This is a genomic window from Streptomyces gelaticus, from assembly GCF_014649535.1.
GTDB classification, from domain to species: domain Bacteria; phylum Actinomycetota; class Actinomycetes; order Streptomycetales; family Streptomycetaceae; genus Streptomyces; species Streptomyces gelaticus.
The window spans coordinates 64,608-82,310 of sequence record NZ_BMTF01000010.1 but is presented as its reverse complement, the minus strand read 5'-3'; the positions used below and the strand labels follow the sequence as shown (position 1 = coordinate 82,310).

Genomic DNA, 17,703 nt, shown 5'->3' with positions numbered 1-17,703 from the left:
TCCTCGCCCTGTCCCTGCTCCCCGGCGCTTTCCAGCCGGAGCGTCCGTTCATGGAGGGCATCGGCGAAGGAAGCCAGTCGGCGGTCGGCAGCCGCCGAAACCGCCTCGCGGCCCGCCGTCATCAGTTCGCCGCGGACCTGTTCCCCCAGGTCCGCGACTTGGGGGACCTCTGCGAGCCGTTTCATGCCCTGAGACACGAGCTTCCGCGGTTCGATCCCGTACTGCCGGCCTGCCACATAAGAGGCGGCCGCCAGCGCGAGGCGCCCCTTCTTGGTGCGTCCCAGCACGTAACCGCCCGCCAGCGCTGTGGCGAGCAACAGCCTGTTGACCTCGGTCATGGGTGCATCACCTTCGTAGAGCATCGGCCGGGGGCGCTGCGAGCGACCTCCGGCTCCTGGTGTTCCGGCCCGAGTCGTCGTCGAGCAGCGCGCGTACGGCCCCCGGATTCTCCGGGGAGGCGGCCCCGTCGACCGGCCGTACGGCCCGGGTCCGGTTCGTTGAGCGACGAACGGCCCGCACGTCCCTTGAACGGAACGTGCGGGCCGTCATCCGGCACTTCTCGACCGCCGACCGTCTCCGGTCGTGCGGTGGGGCAACGGCGAGGGCTACGGGGCGGGCGGTACGTGGGGTGGGGGCTGGTCATGGCCACCACTCATCTTCTTCTTCATCTCGCCCTTGGCCTGCTGGATCTTTCCCTCGGCCTCCTTGCGCCGGTCGCCCGTCAACTTGCCCATGGCTTCCTGAGCCTTGCCCTTGATCTTGTCCTTGCCGCTTCCGTGAACCATGGCGAACCCTTCGACGGGCGATATCGCACTCACTCTCAAACGTAGTTCCTCTCCGGCACATCGGCGCGGTGTGGATACGGGCCGCATCGGGTCGGTCCGGCAGGGTAACGGGCGACCTGACTGCAGGTTTTGGATTCTCGATATCGGAATACGGTGCTATATGGCTCAGTTCGGATGCGTGATGACGACCGAACGAGCCGCGCGCCCCCGTCGCGCACATGGCCGGTACCAATCAAGAACCTGTCGTCGCAGACGCTCACGGGCAGTTGAGATGCGTTGACCGTCACGGAGCTCTCGGCCACCGGGTCCGTAGCAGTCCGATTCCGTGAACACGCAGGGTGATTGGCGCGTGCGGCCGCGCAGGAAGTAGGAGGTGCCGGGTCATCCGAGGTCGTCCGGTGCGAGGTCGGGGCGCAGCCGGTGCCAGGAGGGCTGGCGGAGCAGTCCCGCGCGGGTCCTGGTCGTGTAGCGGACCTCGCCGACCAGGCGGGGCAGCACCCATCGGGCTCCGGTCACGCCCGGTGTCTCGTCGAAGGGGCACTCGTCGATCGCGGCGGTGTGGAGCAGACGGGCGAGGGTGGTCCGTTCGGTGTCGCTCCACCCGGTGCCGACGCTGCCCACGTACCGGAGGACGCCACTGTGCCGTTCTCCCACCAGCAGGGCGCCGGGCAGGCCGGTGAGCCGGCCGCGGCCGGGTACCCACCCACCGACGATCACATCGGCGGTCCGGATGTTCCGGATCTTGATCCACGCGCGGGACCGGATCCCGGGTTCGTACACGGAAGCAAGCCGCTTCGCGAGCACACCCTCCAGCCCGGCGGCCCTGGTCATCTCCAGGGCCTGCTCGCCGTGCCCGACTACTGCCGCGGGCGTCGACCAGTGCGTTCCGTCCAGTCCCAGGCCTTCGAGAAGACCCCGGCGCTCGGTGTACGGCAGCCCGGTCAGGCTGCTGCCGTCCAGATGCACCGCGTCGAACAGGACCAGGTGGGCAGGCACGATCCGAGCCATGCGGGCGGCCTTCGCCGGGGAGGTCAGTCCCATGCGGGACTGCAGCCGTTCGAAGTCGCTGCGTCCCTCGCTGTCGAGTGCGACGATCTCGCCGTCCAGGACCGCGGGCCGGCCGAGCACGGACCCGAGGCCCACGAGCTCCGGGTAGACGGTGGTGATGTCCGCGCCCGACCGGGACCGCAGGACCGTGGTCCCGTCGCCCGGCAGGTAGACCATGGCCCGCTGCCCGTCCTGTTTCACCTCGAACGCCCAGTGGTCCTGGCCGGCTGCGGCCGGCAGGGTGCCCGCGGTGGCGAGCATCGGAGCGATCCGCGGCAGACTCACCATGATCGCTGCTCCCGCTGTTCAGGACGCGCTGCGCTTCCTCGTGGTCTTCTTGGCCGTGCCCTTCTTGGCCGCTTTCTGCTTCGTGGCTGTCTTCCCGGCCGGTGCGGCCTTCTTCGCCGCGGCCTTCTTGCGGGGCCGCATCGTGTGCACGGTGGCCTCCTGGCCGTGCTCGCCGCGGCTCTCCTTGGCCGCCTTGACGGAGGCGTTCAGCGCGGCCATCAGGTCCACGACCTTCCCGGGTTCCTTCTCCTCGCCCTCGGCCTGCTCGGGGAGCTCCTTGCCCTCCGACTTCGCTTCGATCAGTTCCTCCAGGGCGGCACGGTACTCGTCCCGGAATCCGGAGATGTCGTCGAGCGCCATGGTTTCGGTGAGCTGGACGGCCCGTTCGATTTCTTCGTCGTCCAGGTCGACGTCCCTGGGCGCGAGGGATTCGGGGCTGCGGATCTCGTCGGGCCACCGCATCGCGTGCAGGACGAGGGCGTCGTCGCGCACGCGGAGCAGCCCCAGTCGCTCGCGGTTGTGCCAGGCGAACTTCGCGACGGCGACCTTGTCCGAGCGTTCCAGTGCTCTGCGGAGCAGGGTGTAGGGCTTGGCGGCGGCCTGTCCGCCGACGGCGAGGTAGTAGCTGTCGCTGATCCGGACCGGGTCGATGCTGTCGGCGTCGACGAATGCCACGATCTCGATCGCCTTTGCGGTGGGCAGCGGCATCTCGTCGAGCTCTTCATCGGTGACCGGTACGACCTCGTCCCGGGTGAGCTCGTAGCCCTTGCCGATCTCCTCCTGCGGCACGACCTCGTCGTCGATCGAGCAGATCTTGCGTGTGCGGACCCTGCCCATGTCCTCCAGATGGACCTGCCGAAAGCGGATCGCATGGTCCTCGGTCGCGCTGACCACCTTGATCGGGATGCTGACCAGGCCGAACGAAATGGCACCGGTCCACAAAGGCCGCGGCATACATACCTCCAGGCCCCCCTGGCGGGTACGGACCGGGAAGCGGACCGGAACGCCAGGAGGGTCTCCCCGCCTGAAGGCAGGGGGCGCGACCGGGCCACCGCCCGCAATCCGATCCTTGTGCGGGGCCGGCATGATCGCATCACCAGGACTCCGGCTGGGCCACGCCGGCAGGGCGCACCGGCTCGCCGGACGGCCCTCCCACCCGCTCGTCGCGGCTTGGCGGCCGTGCCCCGGGCTCGCCGGCGCGGACCCCTTGCCGGTCCAGCACACGACCAGCGTCCGTTGCTCCGGCGGTCGCCCGCCGTGATCGCGTCCGGGAGGCGGAACGTACGATCGCCGGATGACCGGGCCTGGGAGGGCACAGTGGGATATTTCGAGGGCTTCGACGTGGCCGGGTTCTGGGACGACTCGGCGTACGCGCTGAAGGAGTACGTGGAGGAGACCCCACCCACGCAGGAGTTGATCGCGTCGGTGGAGGAGGAGCTCGGCGGATACCGGCTGCCCGGTTCCTACGTCGCGCTGATGACCGCGCACAACGGCGGCGTACCGGACCGGGACCACTTCCCCATGACCGAGCCGACCTCCTGGGCCGACGACCACATCGTGATCACCGGTATCAGAGGCATCGGACGGGCAAGACCGCAGTCGCTCTGCGGTGAGTTCGGCAGTCGGTTCTGGGTCGACATGTGGGAGTACCCCGACATCGGTGTCTACTTCGCCGACACACCATCGGCCGGCCACGACATGCTCGCTCTCGACTACCGCGCGTGCGGCAGGCACGGCGAACCGGCCGTGGTGCACGTCGACCAGGAGGACGACTTCGCGATCACCTCGGTCGCGGAGAACTTCGAGGCCTTCGTCACGGGGCTGGTCGACGGGTCCGTCTACGACACCTCGGAGCAGGACCTGATCGACGACCTGGCCACGGTGCGCGACGGCAGCTTCTCCCCGGTGCTGCTGCGTGCTTTCCGCGAGGTTGCCGGCGTCCTGCCCGACGCGGACCGGCGCATGCGGGTCCTCGCGGAGGCCATCGTGCACGACAAGGGGTTCTTCGCCCTGCACGCCGACGCGCGCTCCACGCTGATGTACGACTACTTGTTCTGGCTGTTCACCAGCTTCAACCAGGTCGGTTCCTTCGACCGGTACATGAGGACGCCTGCGCAGTACGAGCGGTCCTACGCGCTGCCGGACTACGAACTCATGATCGTCTTCAGTCTCGTGGCCGAGCCCTATGAATTCAGCACCGGTGGATACGCCCGCGGCTTTCTCGAGGACTGGTGGAACTCCCGTGTCGCCTCGGGCCGTATCTCCGAGACCTCAGGCGGCTATCGGATGACGGATGCCGCCGTCACTGCCCTGCTGGGCGAACTCGCCGCCGTGGCCGGCGACCGGTAGCCGTGCTCGTGCGGCGAAGGAGTCCTCGGTCCCGGGGCACGGCGAGATCTCCCGCCGGGTCGGTCGTCCCTCGACCCCGGTGGTTCCGGCCTTTCGCTCGGCCGTGCCCGGTGCGGCGAGGATCATTCCGTGGTCCTGCGGCCGCTCAGCAGATCGCGGATGCGGTCCACCAGCCCCGCCCCGGGAGCGATCAGCTTCTCGAGGGGCGGGGAGTGGGGGAGGAGCGGATGCGGGCGGGTGGGGGCCGTTTCCTTGGACAGACGGACCAGTTGCCCCAGCTCGTCCAGCTTCTCGGCCGAACAGGACTCCGCGAGCTTCGGGAAGAGATCGTGTTCCTCCTCGCGGACGTGGGAAGCGACCTTGAACTTCAGCTTCGCGGTGATGTCGTTGAACTGCGGATCATCCGGGTGCAGTGCTTCCAGGTCCTTGAGCATCCGCTCGACCTCGGTGTGTTCGGCGAGTTCCTTGTCGGCCATCGCCCCGCCGTGCGGAACGTGCTCACGTACCGCCGGATACAGATGCATCTCCTCGGCCATCGAGTGGCGTACCAGCTCCGCGGTCAGCACGTCCGCCAGCTCCCGCCGCTGCGGATGACCGACCGGCTGGGCTTCGATCCGGGCGAAGAGCTCGTCCATTTCGCGGTGATCGGCCATGAGTTCCTCGATCACGTTGCCGCCGTGTCCCATGACAGTCCTTCCCGGCTCGTTGCCCCGCAGGGCGCGGTTCGGGTGCCAGACAACCGCAACGGACCGGAAAGCCCCGCTCCGCACGCGACGACAGACCCGCCACTCACCTCCTCGGCGCAGTCGCGTTCCTTCAGGCGGCGGCCGGGGCGGCGCGGCTTCTTCCTTCCCGCGCGCTGCCCGTGTGGCGGGAGCCAGGTTTTGCGCGTCGCTCGGAAGAGATTCTCACTGGGTGCTCACGGCGAGCGCCGAATCCACCTCGCGGAGGAACGGTTCGAGGTCACCCGGGTTGCGTGAGGTGATGAGGGTCCAGCCCTGGGTGTCGTCCGTGACGACCGGCTCGTCTGCCCATTCGCCCCCGGCATTGCGGATGTCCGTCCTCAGCGAGGGGTAGGAGGTCATCTTCTTTCCCGCCACCACGTCTGCTTCGATCAGGGCCCACGGCCCGTGGCAGATGGCCGCTACGGGCCGTCCGGACGAGGTGAAGGCGCGGACGATGCCGGTCGCGGCATCCTGTCTGCGCAGGGTGTCGGCGTTCACGGTGCCGCCGGGGACCAGCAGCAGGTCGTAGGCGGCCGGGTCCACGTCGGCCAGCGAGAGTTCGGGCCGGACCGTCTTCCCGGGGGCCTTGTTCCTCACCAGCGTCCGGACGTCGTCCGTGGACACGGCGGCGACATCCACTTCGGCGCCCCAGCCGCGCAGGTGCTCCAGAGGTACCAGGAGCTCGTCCTGTTCGACCCCGTAGTTCGTGACGATCGCCAGTACCTTCCGCTTGCTCACGTCGTTGTCAGACATTCCCGGGTCCTTTCGGGAGGGGTGGAGTCCTGGGTTTCCGAACGTTGCGGGCTGCCTGCCGTCGCATCGGTGTCCGGGGCGGCGAGACGCCGTGCTGCTCAGAGGCCGTCACCGTTCCCGTGCACACCGACGGTGCGCGACGTGGGGCCCGCGGGGCCGGGGAGGTCCATTCCGGCGCCGACGCCCGAGCGGGGTGGTGCAGCGGGTTCGGCCGGCCCTTCACCGCGCAGGGCCACGGGCATGCCCGGCGGGTCAGCACATGATCGTCTCCGTGGCTGTCCGGCCCGCGGCCTCGTCCAGCGGGCTCCGGGAGCAATGTGTCGCCTGGCGGGCGAGATCGCGCAGCGCCGTCACCAGGCATCCGGGAACCGCTGCGGGGAGCGGCTCGGATTCCGAACCAGCGGAACACGGGGTACGGGGCACGGTTCGACCACTTCGTGCGGACCACCCGTGCCAGGATCGCCGTGCCGGCCGTGCCTCCCGGCTGTTGCACCGAGGCCTGCCGCAGGCGCCGCACGCTTGTCCGGTCGCTCTACCAGTAGTGCTTCCGTCCGGCGACCGCGTGTCCCATCCCGCCCAGGATCCACAGAATCAGACCCACCACGGCGAGGATGATCCCGATCGTCCACAGGATGGAAATGCCGGTCACGAATCCGATGACAAGCAGGATGACTCCGAGAATGATCACGACACGCTCCGATCTCGTGTGGCTCTTCTCTCACTCTGTCTCCGCTGAGTCGCCGCGGCAACCGCCGACGGCCCGAGGGCCACACTCCGGCCGGCTGCACGAGAACCGGACCACCGGTCTTCGGCGGTCCGGTTCCGCGGCTGGGTCCCGGCCTCGGGGAACATCGGTACAGCGGTTAACGCTAAGCCGGTGATCATGGCCTCTACCACGGGCGGCAGGCCCGGCGGCGAGGTTCGGCGGAAGATCCCTGAGCGTCTGCGGGCGCCGATAGCTTCGCGTCCATGCCAGTGGAGTTCCTGACCGATGAGCAGGCGGCGTCGTACGGCAAGTTCAAAGAGGAGCCGACCCGGCCGGAGCTGGAGCGGTTCTTCTTCCTGGACGACGAGGACCGCAAGCTGATCGCGAAGCGGCGCGGGGACCACAGTCGGCTCGGGTTCGCTCTCCAGATGTGCACCGTGCGCTACATCGGCCGCTTCCTCCCGGACGACCCGCTGGACGTGCCGTGGGTCGTGGTCGAGCACCTGGCCGTGCAGCTCGGCATCGAGGACGTCTCGTGCGTGAAGCGGTACACCGAGCGCAAGCCGACGCCGTACGAGCACGCGTGGGAGATCCGGGACGCCTACGAGTACCGCGAGTACGAGGATGCGGAGTGGTCGCGCCGGTTCCGGACGTTCCTGCACGGGCGGGCGTGGACGCACGCCGAGGGGCCGGTGGCGCTGTTCAACCAGGCGGTGGGCTGGCTGCGCCGTCACCGGGTGCTGCTGCCCGGGGTGAGCGTGCTGGCCCGGCAGGTGTCGGAGGCCCGGAAGGTCGCGGAGAAGCGGCTGCACGCCACGGTCGCGGGCGCCGCCCGCCGCGCCGACCCGGCGCTGCCGGGCGAGTTGGTGGCGACGTTGAAGACGCCGGAGGGGGCGCGGTTCTCGGAGCTGGAGCGGCTGCGCCGGCCGCCGACGCGGACGACGGGCACGGCGTTCGCCCGCGCGTTGGAGCGCGTGGACGAGATCGGCGCCTACCGGCTGGGCCGGTTGCGGCTGTCGCAGATCCCGCCGAACCGGATGGCAGCGCTGGCCCGGTACGCGCTGGGGTCAAAGGCGCCGCTGCTGGAGCGGGCGACGGAGCCCAAGCGCACGGCGATGCTCACCGCGGTCATGCGGCACCTGGAGGCGAAGGCGATCGACGAGGCCCTGGATCTCTTCCAGGTCCTGATGGCCACCCGGCTGCTGAACGCCGCGAAACGGAAGACGGAGAAGGAGCGGCTGTCGACGCTGCCGCAGCTGGAGAAGGCATCGCGCACGCTCGCGCGGGCGGCGAAGGTGCTGTTCGAGGAGCTGAAGCTGGTCGAGGAGCAGGAGACGGACCTGGACGTGGCCGCGCTGTGGGCGGCGGTGGAGGAGGTCGCCCCGCGCGCCGCCGTGATGAGCGCGGCGGCCACCGTGGTGACTCTGGTGCCCGAGGACGAGAACACGGCCGACATCGCGATGCGGGCCGCGCTGGCGACCCGGTACGCCACGGTCCGCCCGTTCCTCGCGCTGCTGGGCGAGTCGAAGGCGCTCGACGCGGCGAGCGCGGGCAAGCGGGTCCTGGCCGGGGTGCGCGGGCTTCCGGCGCTGGCGCGGCGGAAGGTCGGGGTGAAGCCTCTGCTGCCGCGCGAGGTCGACGACAAGCTCGTGCCGCCGGCATGGCGCAAGGCGGTGTACGCCAACCCCGATCTGCCGCAGGGCGCGGTGGACCGGGACGCGTACGTGGTGTGCGTGCTGGAGCAGCTGCACCGGGCCCTGAACAACCGCGACGTCTTCGCCTCACCCTCGCACCGCTGGTCCAACCCGCGCGCCCGCCTCTTGGAGGGCCCGGACTGGGACGCGGTCGAGGAGGACGTCCTGGCGGCACTGAGCCTGGACATGCCCGTCACCGAGCACCTGGCGGAGCTGGTGCGCGGCCTGGACGCCGGATGGAAGCAGCTCGCGATGCGCCTCACGGAGGCCGGGCCGGCGGCGAAGGTGTCCATCGAGGTGCAGGACGACGGGCGGGTGAAGCTGAACGTCGACAAGCTCGGCGCGCTCGGCGAGCCCAAGTCGCTGGCCTGGCTGCGCAAGCGGGTCGAGAAGATGCTCCCGAAGATCGACCTGCCGGACCTGCTGTTCGAGGTGAACGCCTGGACCGGGTTCCTCGACGCCTTCGTCCACCTCGGCGACGGCACGACCCGGATGAAGGACCTGCCCACCTCCATGGTCGCGCTGCTGGTCTCCGAGGCGTGCAACATCGGCCTGACTCCGGTGGTGAACCCCGGCTACGAGGCCCTGACCCGGGCCCGGCTCGTGCACGTGGACCAGTACTACCTGCGCGCCGACACCATCGCCGCGGCGAACGCAGCTCTCATCGCCGCCCAGGCCGACATCCCGATCGTCCAGTACTGGGGCGAGGGGCTGCTGGCCTCCGTAGACGGGCTGCGCTTCCAAGTGCCGGTGCGCACCATCAGCGCCGCCCCCTCGCCGAAGTACTTCGGCTTCAAGCGCGGCATCACCTGGCTCAACGCCGTCAACGACCAGGTCGCGGGCATCGGGCAGATGGTTGTCCCCGGCACCCCGCGCGACTCCCTGCACATCCTGGACGCGCTGCTGAACCTCGACGGCGGGGTCAAGCCGGAGATGGTGGCGACCGACAACGCCTCGTACTCCGACATGGTGTTCGGCCTGTTCAAGATCCTCGGCTACAACTTCAGCCCCCGCTTCCGCGACCTGGACGACCAGCGGTTCTGGCGGGCCACCATGCCCGGCGTCGAGACCGGTACGTACGGCCCGGTGGAGGACCTGGCCCGCAACCGGGTCAACCTGAACAAGGTGATCACGCATTGGCCGGACATGCTGAAGGTCGCCGGTTCCCTGGTCACCAACCAGGTCCGCGCCTACGACCTGCTGCGGATGTTCGGCCGCGACGGCCGCCCCACCCCGCTCGGGGCGGCGTTCGCGGAGTACGGGCGGATCGCGAAGACCGAGCACCTGCTGCGGGTGGTCGATCCGGTGGACGACACCTACCGGCGGCAGATGAACCGGCAGCTCACCGTGCAGGAGTCCCGCCACAAGCTCGCCCGCGACGTGTGCCACGGCAAGCGCGGCACCATCCATCAGGCGTACCGCGACGGGATGGAGGACCAGCTCGGAGCGCTCGGCCTGGTCCTCAACGCCATCGTGCTGTGGACGACGAAGTACATCGACGCCGCCGTCGCCCAGCTCCGCGCCGAGGGCCACGAACTGCGGGACGAGGACATCGCCCGCCTGTCCCCGCTCAAGCACCGCAACCTGAACCTGCTCGGCCGCTACAGCTTCACCGCCTCCGCCCCGGCCGCCGGCCTGCGCCCGCTGCACGACCCGGAGGCGCCGGAGCTGGACGAGGACGACGACGGGGCCGAGCTGGACTAGTCGTGGCCGACCAGCGCGGTGATGAGCTTGCGGGCCCTGGCCTTGGTCAGCCGCTTCGCGGCCGTCGCGCACCGCTGCCGGGGAGCGCGCGGGGCGATGTCGCTGCCCTTGATCACCTTGGCGAACTCGGTGTCGAACCGCTCCTTGCCGACCTTCTCCGCGAGCGTGGTCAGGTACTTCACCTGTGCCTCGGTGGCCGGCTCGGTCTTCGCCTGCTTCCGCCGCTCCTGGGCAGGGGCGTAGAGCTGCTTGTAGTGCTCCTTGCGAGCCGCCTCCGACTCCGGGCTGCGGCAGGTGATGTGCACGGACTCGTGCCAGGTCTGGGTGCCGGGCTTGCCGGTCACCGCCTCCCACAGGGCGTCAGCAGTCAGCTTCTCCTCGTCGACGCCTTCGGTCAGGCCGGGGCCGACGAGTCCGTAGTAGCCGGTCTTGCCCCGAGGAATCACTGTGAACCCGGCCGGGATGGCATGGGCTTCGAGCCAGTCCCGGCCGCACCCGCAGTGCCGGGCGTGGTACCCGGCCCACTTCCGCTCCAGCGGCTCGTACACCAGCCGGTCGCCGTAGTACTTCGGATCTCTCGCGAACCCAGACACGGCCCACAGTCTTCCACCGGTCCGCGGGCCGGGACCAGTGCGCCGTCACTCGAACGAGCGGCTACGCGGACGGCACCCTCGATCTCGGCCCGCAGCTGGGCGGCGAGGGCACGCTGAACGACGAGGACCGGCGCGGGCTGACCGCGCTGTTCTGGTCGAACATCAACCCGTATGGCACGTTCCGGCTCGATATGGATAAGCGGCTCAACCTGGCGCCCCTGGCCTTTCCCCGGCCCCGGCAGGCGATAGAGGGTGCGGCACGGGCGGCGCGATCCACCCCGTGACAGTGAGAGGCGTCCGCTACGGGGTCTTTCCGGCGTCGGTTTTTGCGATGCGGTTGGCAAGCATGGCGGACAGACTGAGGATACGGGTGCCCCGCTGCTCGGTCGGGTCGTCCATCTGGTGCGCTACGCCGATGAAGGCGCCTTGCCGGAAAATCAGCATCCGATTGACGTTCAACGGTGCCGGGTTGCTCTTGGCATCCGTGCCGTACTCATCGAAACCCTGGCTCTCCTCGCCTCTTCGCTCCAGCGCTACCTTGCGGAAGTTGCCGAACCCGCGGTCGGCCTCTTCATAGTCCTGCACGATGTCGATGTACGTCCGGTGGGCGGCAGCAGCGTCCGGGAACGCCAGCACCAAGAACTCAGCCCGGTTCTCCCCCTCGTTCTCGCCCCGGCCGAACTCCACCGCGCCGGCCGCGGTGGCATTCCTCTCGCATTCGGGTGCTGCCCGACAGAGGCCGCTACCAGCCGCTGACGTCCTAACCTCTGGTGTCCCAGCCCAGGGATACTCCTGGGCGTCCATACTGCTTCGACCCGGCAGGATCTGGCTGACCGTATCGGTCGTGGGCGGGAGAGCAGCGGCGCGGCTGGCAGAGCGCGTAGTGCCGGGTTCCGACGGCGCGTTGAGTGGTGAGTCGTCGGTGTTGTCGAACAGCCGCACACCTCCGTAGGCGGCAAGCGCGACGATCAGCACCACCAGGAGGACACCAGCAGCGAGGGACAGCTGCCCGGCACGGGTGTTGTTGATGGTCAGCGGGCCAAGTGCTACCTGGCTGCGTGTCACCTTGCTGCCTGTCATGACGACGCTGCCAGTGTGCTGTTGTGAGGGTGCATGGAGCAGCACTGCGAGCCGTCCAGCGAACTCGGCATCGCTGCTGATCTCGTCAGCAAGGGTGGCTTGCAAGTTACTGCTTGTCTCGGGATCACTTGGTGCGTTGGCCAACTCGTCTAGGGCGGCCTGCCCGCGAGCGGAACGGCTGAGCCTGCCGCGTACGAGATCCGACACCGCCGTATTCGCGGCGCCTGATGCTGCGGCTGAGAGAGCTTGCGCAGCCATCGCCGCCAGGTCAGGTGCATCCACGTCGGCCCCCCCCATGCCGTCCCCTGTCCCGCCATTATGGGCATGCTCGCGACAGCGCGGGCGCTTTCGGGAGTACGTCCCCTGGGAACAGAGGTACAGCCGTGATCATTCGCGGTGCCCTCCGATCTCCAGCCTTCCGGGCAGTCCGCCGAGTGTCGTCAAACGATCGAATGACGACAGGGGCGACGGGCGTCCAATGAACCCAGTGATTCCGGGGCCCGACGGCGGCTCCGATCCCATGAGATCCGATGACGGCTGACGACAGGGTTAGATGACACCCAAGGTCCGATGCGGCGGCAGAAGCGGGGAACAGCGTGGCCAATCTCGTCTACAAGCGAGTGTCGACCGACCAGCAGTCCACCGCTCGGCAGAACCTCGTCCTTCACGAGGCCGGCATTGAGGACCCCGTCGTCTTCGAGGAGGACCCCGGAACCTCCAGCCGCCTCCACCCGCTCCAGCGGCCGAAGTTCCGCGAGCTGCTGAACTACGCGAGGCCGGGCGACACCGTCCACATCTCCGAGATGTTCCGCCTCGTACGCGGCACCGGCCACATCCTCGACGTGCTCGACGTCCTCCACCGCGACGAGGTCGCGCTGCGCATCCACGACGGCGCGTTCTCCGCGATGGACCTCACCGCCCGCCACCCGCGCACCGGCGAACTGCTGTCCACCGTCAAGTTCATGGTGCAGACCCTCGCCGCCGCCGGCGAACTCCAACGCGACCTCCAGCGCGAGCTGACGTACGACGGACTGCGCGCCGCCGAGGCCAAGGGCAACAAGGGCGGACGCCGCCCCGCAGTCGCGGTCGACAAGGCCGACACGGTCCGCGCCGCCTACCTGGAGGACCGCTCGATCGCCGCCCTCGCCCGCGACCACGGCGTCAGCCGCGGCGCGATCCGCACGGCCGTCGCCGACCTCCTGCCCGACCACACCGCCACCGCCGAAGTCGTTCCGCCGCCGGAGCTGCCGGTCACCCTCGACATGCCGGGCAAGGTCGCCCACTTTCTCCGCACCGCCGAGCTGGACCCCGTCGAGCGGGCCGCGCTCGACCAGGGGGTCACCGTACGGCGCGGCCAGGGCTACACCCTGCGCGTCACCGCCGCACCCTCCGTGCACCGCCAGTTCCTCACCCGCTGCCAGCCGCTCGACGGCGGCCACGGGCCCCCCGCGATCCCTGCCCAGCGCAAGGCACGCCGCGAGTACGAGAACAGGGTCAGCACGCTCACACCCGGACCATGATCACCGGCTTAGCGTTAACCGCTGTACCGATGTTCCCCAAGGCCGGGTCCCGTGCGGTCAGCGGGCGACGAAAGTGATACGGCCCGGCGCCGGGGGAGTGGCCGGGGTGTCGGCCGTCGTCTGCTTGAGGTGGTCGACCAGGGCCTCCAGGTCCGTGACGTCGCCCCCTTCCCGCGTGGTGATCTCGCCGAAGACGGTGAAGCCGTTGCCGGAGGGCTGCGGGCCCGGCCAGGAACAGGGGAACGAGGGCGAGCGCGGGTGCCCCGCGCCGCACGAAGCGGTTGATCATGACGGTGGTTGTACGGGTGGGGCCCGGCGCCGGTGACCTGCCGCACCGGCACTGCACGAAACCTCACCACGGAAACGACCGTTCTGCTCGCCCGGATGGCGGTCGGTGCCGCGTCGGGCCGTGGTCCCGGCCCTGGATCCCCCCACTTGTGGGAAGTCGCGGCTCTGATAGGTTCCAGGCCTTGATCCACCGGTGAGGGGGGCTCCGTGGGCCGGGTACCGTCATGGTTGCGCAAGCCGCTGCTCCTGGGGGTGCCGCTCGTGTCGGTGGTCGCCGGGGCGGTGTTCTTCCTCGGCGTCGACCGGGCGGACGGCAGCGGTCATTCGGCGGCGAACCGGGCGCAGTTGAAGCGTGCCTGTGCGGGGCTGCTGCCGTACGAGGAGCTGCGGGGCCTCGTGCCCGACGACGTTGCCGGTGTCGTGAGTCAGTACGGCACCATGCTCGATCCCGATGAGGACAGCCGCTCCCTGGTGAACTGCTCTGTCACCTGGCCGGGGCACGGGTCGGTGCGGGTGCGCGCCGTCGCGCTCATCTCCCGGGTGCCGATGACGGTGCGGGCCGAGGACATCCTGCCCGGCGGTGACGACGAGGGGTACGAGGCGCCCGGAGTCACCGGCAGGGTGGACAAGGGTGGGCGTACCTGGGTGGTCGCCGAGTGCCCCGGCGGGCTGGAGGGGCGGGTCCGCGAGGTCTCCGGGATGTATGTGACAGCCGATGTCGATCTGCCCGTTCCCGGCAAGGGCGAGCCGGCCGAGTACCTCGCCGACTTCCGTACCGCCGTCCAGGTCGCAAATGGGATCAACGCCGCTCAGAAATGCGGTGGTTCGCCGCTGAGGATGCCCACGCGGGTCGTCGACACGTACGAGGCCCATGTCATCTCGGACGCGGACGGGGGCAACATGAAGGTCGAGCGGATCGACGAGCCGGGTCTGGGCGTGAAGAAGTGCCGAGGGCTCGGTGAGAGCGCGGGCTTCCCCGGCAGGTGGACCGCCGGCGGCGATCTGCAGGACTCACGGCTGCTGAGCGTCTGCGAAGCCACGATCCTGGACCGCGAGGACCCGATGGACACCGATCCGACACCGCCCGACGGCGCAGTCGTCGGTGTGTCGGCGGCGAGTTGGGCCGGTCCGCTCGCTGAGTCCGCCAACGGCCAGTACTACCGCACCGGCGACAGCTTCGACTTCCTCGAAGGGGAGCGGACGAAGGCCATCCCCGACTCGAAGCCGCACGAACTCGCCCTGTGGGCACGGTCGCAGTGCGCCGCGGGCGCCACGTACCACCGCGTCACCGTCCGCACCGAGACCTCCACCCTCAGCCCGCGCACGCTCAGTGAGGCGGAGCGGACCAAGTTCTCCAAGGACGCGCGCCGACTGATGGACAGCTATCTCACCGGCCCCGACGGCTGGCCCGAGCAGCAGCGGTGCCACGACACCGAGATCCTCGGAGAGGTGGAGGGATGGCGATGAGGAGGATCGTTCTGCGGGCTGTCGCGGCCGTGGTCGCCGTGGCCGTCGCCGTCGCCGGGTATCTCCTGGTGCACGGCGACTTCCAGCGTTGGAAGGACGATTCGGCGCTCGACGGAGCCTGTGACGGCCTGCTCGACCGGACCGCGGTGCGCGGCGTCCTCGGGCCGGGAGCCGTCGAGGTCGAGCCCGGGCCGAGCGGTCCGGGCCTGGTGGGCTGCGAGGTGCACGTCCAGGACAGTGGCACCGCCGAGATCCGTGTCCTCGACACCGCACAGATCGGACGGAGCCCGGACTCCCTCTACACGGGTTCGCCGGGTGCGCTCGCCGTGCCGGTCGGCCATGGATGGACGGGGCTCTTCGGAGCGGCCCCGGACCGTTTCGGAGCGCAGGACCCCTTCAGGGCCGACGAGGACGAGAAGGTGACCACGAGCCTGGTCCTCGAATGCACCGGGGGAAGCAGCGCCAAGAGCCTGTCCGTCACCGTCGAGACCACCCTCGGCAGATCCCTGGACGACCCGGCCGTACGACCGCGGTTCGCCAGGATCGCCACTTCCACCGCGGCCAGGGCCTCGAAGGCCCGGCACTGCGGAGCCCGGCTCGGAAAGCCCGTCGGCAGCCTGGACCTGCCGGTGCACGAGGACGAGTACGAGCCACTGGACACGCCCGACGGAACCTGCTCCGGTATCCCCGCCGCACGCGGCGTGACGATCGCCACCGAGACCGCCCGCGGGGGAGCACCGCACGAGACATGCGCGCTCGGTGACGCCGACCACGGCACACGCTACGTACTCGCAGCGGACTACGGCCCCTACGCACAGGAGCAGTTGCGCGATTACGAGGAGGAGAAGCGCTATGCGGACGTACCGGACAGCGACACACCCGCGCACCATCGCGACCCTGACGGCCGCATCAGCTGGACGACGGCCGAGTGCGCGGGCGGCCGGGCCCTGTTCACCCTGCACCCCTCGTACGGGAAGGGGGAGCGCCGCAAGCGCCCGAGCGGTGAGGCGGACCTCGCGTACGAACGTGCCGTGCTGAAGGCTTTCGCCGAGCGCTCGGCGAAGGGGCACGGATGCTCTGCCCCGGTCAGCCCCTGAGGCCGTGCCGAGCATGAGGCCGCCGTCGCGCCGGCACCGGCCTCAGAGCCCGGTGACCTTGGCGCTCGCCGACAGCTCGTAGACCAGGGTGACGGTGCGGAATCCGCCGGGCGGGAGGGGGACTGCCCAGCGGACGATGCCCTCGGCGTCGACCGCATCCGGTGGCGGGGAACACGCGTCCTTGCGCAGGCGTACCTCCACCGCCGAGACCTCGGAGACCGGGATCCGCTCCCGGAGGACGACGACCCGCTCGCCGTGCTCCCCGGGGGCGCAGAACCGGGACAGGTGCAGCCGGACCGTGCGGGTGACCACGCTCCGCTGGGTGAGGGCGGCGGTGTCGCGGGACTCCTCGGTGTGCCGGACCACACGGTGGTCGTCGCGGCTGCCGAAGGCCAGCTCGACGGGGGCACCGGGGGCGGTGAAGTCCAGCGTGCCCCGGCCGCCGGATCCGCTGCCGCGGACCAGGTCCACGGGGCCGGCCAGCAGCGCGTGGCCGGACAGGTTGTCGAACCGCGCCACCTGGGTGACCAGGGGGGACAACTCCGGCGAGCAGGTGTACTCACTGACCGCGGCCGTGGTGAACGCAAAGAGCCGTACCCGGTGGGCGCGGCCGTCAGCGGGCACCGAGACCGGCGCGGGGGATCTCAGCACCCGTGCCTCGCCGCCGTCGTTCACCCCCGGCAGTCCGAGCACCGGAGCCGGGCCGAGAGTCCCGATCTCCTCCTCGCGCAGCTCGACGTCGACCGTACGGCGCTCCGTCGCGGAGCGGTCCTTGAGCGTAAGCCGGTCCTCGCTCAGCCGCGGCGGATCGGCGGCCGCCGCCGAGCGGGCCGTCGACAGCGTCAGCCGCACGTCCGACCAGTCCTCACCGGTGCGCTGCCAGACCACCGCGTCGGTCTCCAGCGTCAGTGAGTCCCCGTCGAGCACGGCCCGGTAGGCGGGCCGCCACAGCGCACAGGGGGTGAGATGGCTCAGCCGCAGCCCGGCCTGCCCCGCGGCCGCGGCCTCCACGGTCAGCTCGACATGGCCGACCAGCTCGGCGGGCTCCTCCTCGGCGAGTTGCATGACCCGCTGGGCCTCCCCGAGTTCGGCGGCGACGGCGGTCAGCCGCGCCTCCACGCCGCGGAGTTGCTCGCTGTGCGCGTCGCGTTCGCCGTCCACCCGGTCGAGTTCGCGGGCCCACCGGGTCCGTTCCGTCTCCCCGGAGCCGGCGCCCTCGCCGATCTCCCGCAGCAGATCGGTGGCGAGGCGGCCGAGCAGGCCGAGGCGGGTACGCACCCGGTCGCGCCGTTGCTCCAGGGCCGTCCGCTCCTCTTCGAGGGCGTGTACGCGGTGGCGCAGGGCGGAGTCGTCGTCGGTGGGCGACTGCGGCGCGCGCGGCGTCCAGGTGCGGACGATCCGTACGTCGAGCACGGTCGCGGGGTGATCGGCGGTCAGCTCGGCGCGCAGGGTCCGGTCGACGGCCAGCGCGCTGACCGGACCGAGACGCAGCCTCTGGACCCCGGCCTCCAGGTCGAGCACGACGGCGCGCTCGATGTGGGCGCGGTCCTCAAGACATGTGACGGCGGTGACGGGGAGGGCGATCGGCTCGGGGGCCGTGGACATGA

Annotated in this window: 14 protein-coding genes and 1 pseudogene; 5 read left to right on the top strand and 10 right to left on the bottom strand. The window is 70.1% G+C overall.

Annotated features, from left to right (window positions below; genetic code table 11):
- The 4 genes and pseudogenes from IE107_RS16860 to ku form a co-directional block, all read right to left on the bottom strand.
- Positions 1-338 (bottom strand): annotated as a pseudogene (locus IE107_RS16860) (histone protein); the annotation flags it as partial.
- Between the two features lie 267 nt (positions 339-605).
- A complete protein-coding gene (locus tag IE107_RS16855) occupies positions 606-785 on the bottom strand; it encodes a CsbD family protein (RefSeq protein ID WP_189544592.1) in 180 nt (59 codons plus the stop codon).
- Positions 786-1,166: 381 nt separating this feature from the next.
- Positions 1,167-2,120 (bottom strand): ATP-dependent DNA ligase, encoded by a 954-nt coding sequence (locus IE107_RS16850; protein ID WP_189544591.1) that lies wholly within the window; start codon positions 2,118-2,120, stop codon positions 1,167-1,169.
- A gap of 18 nt (positions 2,121-2,138) precedes the next feature.
- On the bottom strand, positions 2,139-3,074 hold the full coding sequence (gene ku, locus IE107_RS16845; protein ID WP_189544590.1) for a non-homologous end joining protein Ku: 936 nt from the start codon (positions 3,072-3,074) through the stop codon (positions 2,139-2,141).
- A gap of 363 nt (positions 3,075-3,437) precedes the next feature.
- On the opposite strand from ku, the gene IE107_RS16840 reads away from it, so the two are divergent.
- Positions 3,438-4,469 carry an SMI1/KNR4 family protein gene (locus IE107_RS16840; RefSeq protein WP_189544589.1) on the top strand — a complete coding sequence of 344 codons (1,032 nt, stop codon included), beginning with the start codon at positions 3,438-3,440 and terminating at the stop codon, positions 4,467-4,469.
- Positions 4,470-4,591: 122 nt separating this feature from the next.
- Here IE107_RS16840 and IE107_RS16835 read toward each other — a convergent pair whose 3' ends face one another.
- From IE107_RS16835 to IE107_RS16825, 3 genes are all read right to left on the bottom strand, one after another.
- Positions 4,592-5,155, bottom strand: coding sequence for a hemerythrin domain-containing protein (locus IE107_RS16835; protein WP_189544588.1), 564 nt, complete (start codon positions 5,153-5,155; stop codon positions 4,592-4,594).
- Positions 5,156-5,377: 222 nt separating this feature from the next.
- Positions 5,378-5,947 carry a type 1 glutamine amidotransferase domain-containing protein gene (locus tag IE107_RS16830; protein ID WP_189544587.1) on the bottom strand — a complete coding sequence of 190 codons (570 nt, stop codon included), beginning with the start codon at positions 5,945-5,947 and terminating at the stop codon, positions 5,378-5,380.
- A 532-nt stretch (positions 5,948-6,479) separates the two neighbouring features.
- Positions 6,480-6,635 carry a DUF6131 family protein gene (locus tag IE107_RS16825; protein ID WP_189544586.1) on the bottom strand — a complete coding sequence of 52 codons (156 nt, stop codon included), beginning with the start codon at positions 6,633-6,635 and terminating at the stop codon, positions 6,480-6,482.
- Between the two features lie 281 nt (positions 6,636-6,916).
- Between IE107_RS16825 and IE107_RS16820 the strand changes: the two genes are divergently transcribed.
- Positions 6,917-10,051: a Tn3 family transposase gene (locus tag IE107_RS16820; protein WP_189544585.1), complete on the top strand. Its 3,135-nt coding sequence runs from the start codon at positions 6,917-6,919 to the stop codon at positions 10,049-10,051.
- Here IE107_RS16820 and IE107_RS34940 read toward each other — a convergent pair.
- Together IE107_RS34940 and IE107_RS16810 are read right to left on the bottom strand one after the other, a co-directional pair.
- Entirely contained in the window at positions 10,048-10,644 is a 597-nt protein-coding gene (locus IE107_RS34940) for a hypothetical protein (RefSeq protein WP_229867002.1), read from the bottom strand. The genes IE107_RS16820 and IE107_RS34940 overlap by 4 nt on opposite strands.
- A 300-nt stretch (positions 10,645-10,944) precedes the next feature.
- A complete protein-coding gene (locus tag IE107_RS16810) occupies positions 10,945-12,006 on the bottom strand; it encodes a hypothetical protein (RefSeq protein ID WP_189544584.1) in 1,062 nt (353 codons plus the stop codon).
- 314 nt (positions 12,007-12,320) lie between these two features.
- Here IE107_RS16810 and IE107_RS16805 point away from each other — a divergent pair, with 314 nt between their 5' ends.
- From IE107_RS16805 to IE107_RS16795, 3 genes are all read left to right on the top strand, one after another.
- Positions 12,321-13,244 carry a recombinase family protein gene (locus IE107_RS16805; RefSeq protein WP_189544583.1) on the top strand — a complete coding sequence of 308 codons (924 nt, stop codon included), beginning with the start codon at positions 12,321-12,323 and terminating at the stop codon, positions 13,242-13,244.
- A 516-nt stretch (positions 13,245-13,760) separates the two neighbouring features.
- Positions 13,761-14,999 carry a hypothetical protein gene (locus tag IE107_RS16800; protein ID WP_189544582.1) on the top strand — a complete coding sequence of 413 codons (1,239 nt, stop codon included), beginning with the start codon at positions 13,761-13,763 and terminating at the stop codon, positions 14,997-14,999.
- Complete coding sequence (locus IE107_RS16795; protein ID WP_189544581.1) at positions 14,996-16,096, top strand: hypothetical protein; 1,101 nt, start codon at positions 14,996-14,998, stop codon at positions 16,094-16,096. The genes IE107_RS16800 and IE107_RS16795 overlap by 4 nt, the downstream gene beginning before the upstream one ends.
- A 42-nt stretch (positions 16,097-16,138) precedes the next feature.
- Here the strand turns inward: IE107_RS16795 and IE107_RS16790 are convergent, their stop codons facing one another.
- The gene (locus IE107_RS16790; protein ID WP_189544580.1) at positions 16,139-17,701 is read right to left on the bottom strand and encodes a mucoidy inhibitor MuiA family protein; all 1,563 of its coding nucleotides are present in this window, start codon (positions 17,699-17,701) and stop codon (positions 16,139-16,141) included.
- Positions 17,702-17,703: the final 2 nt, after the last annotated feature.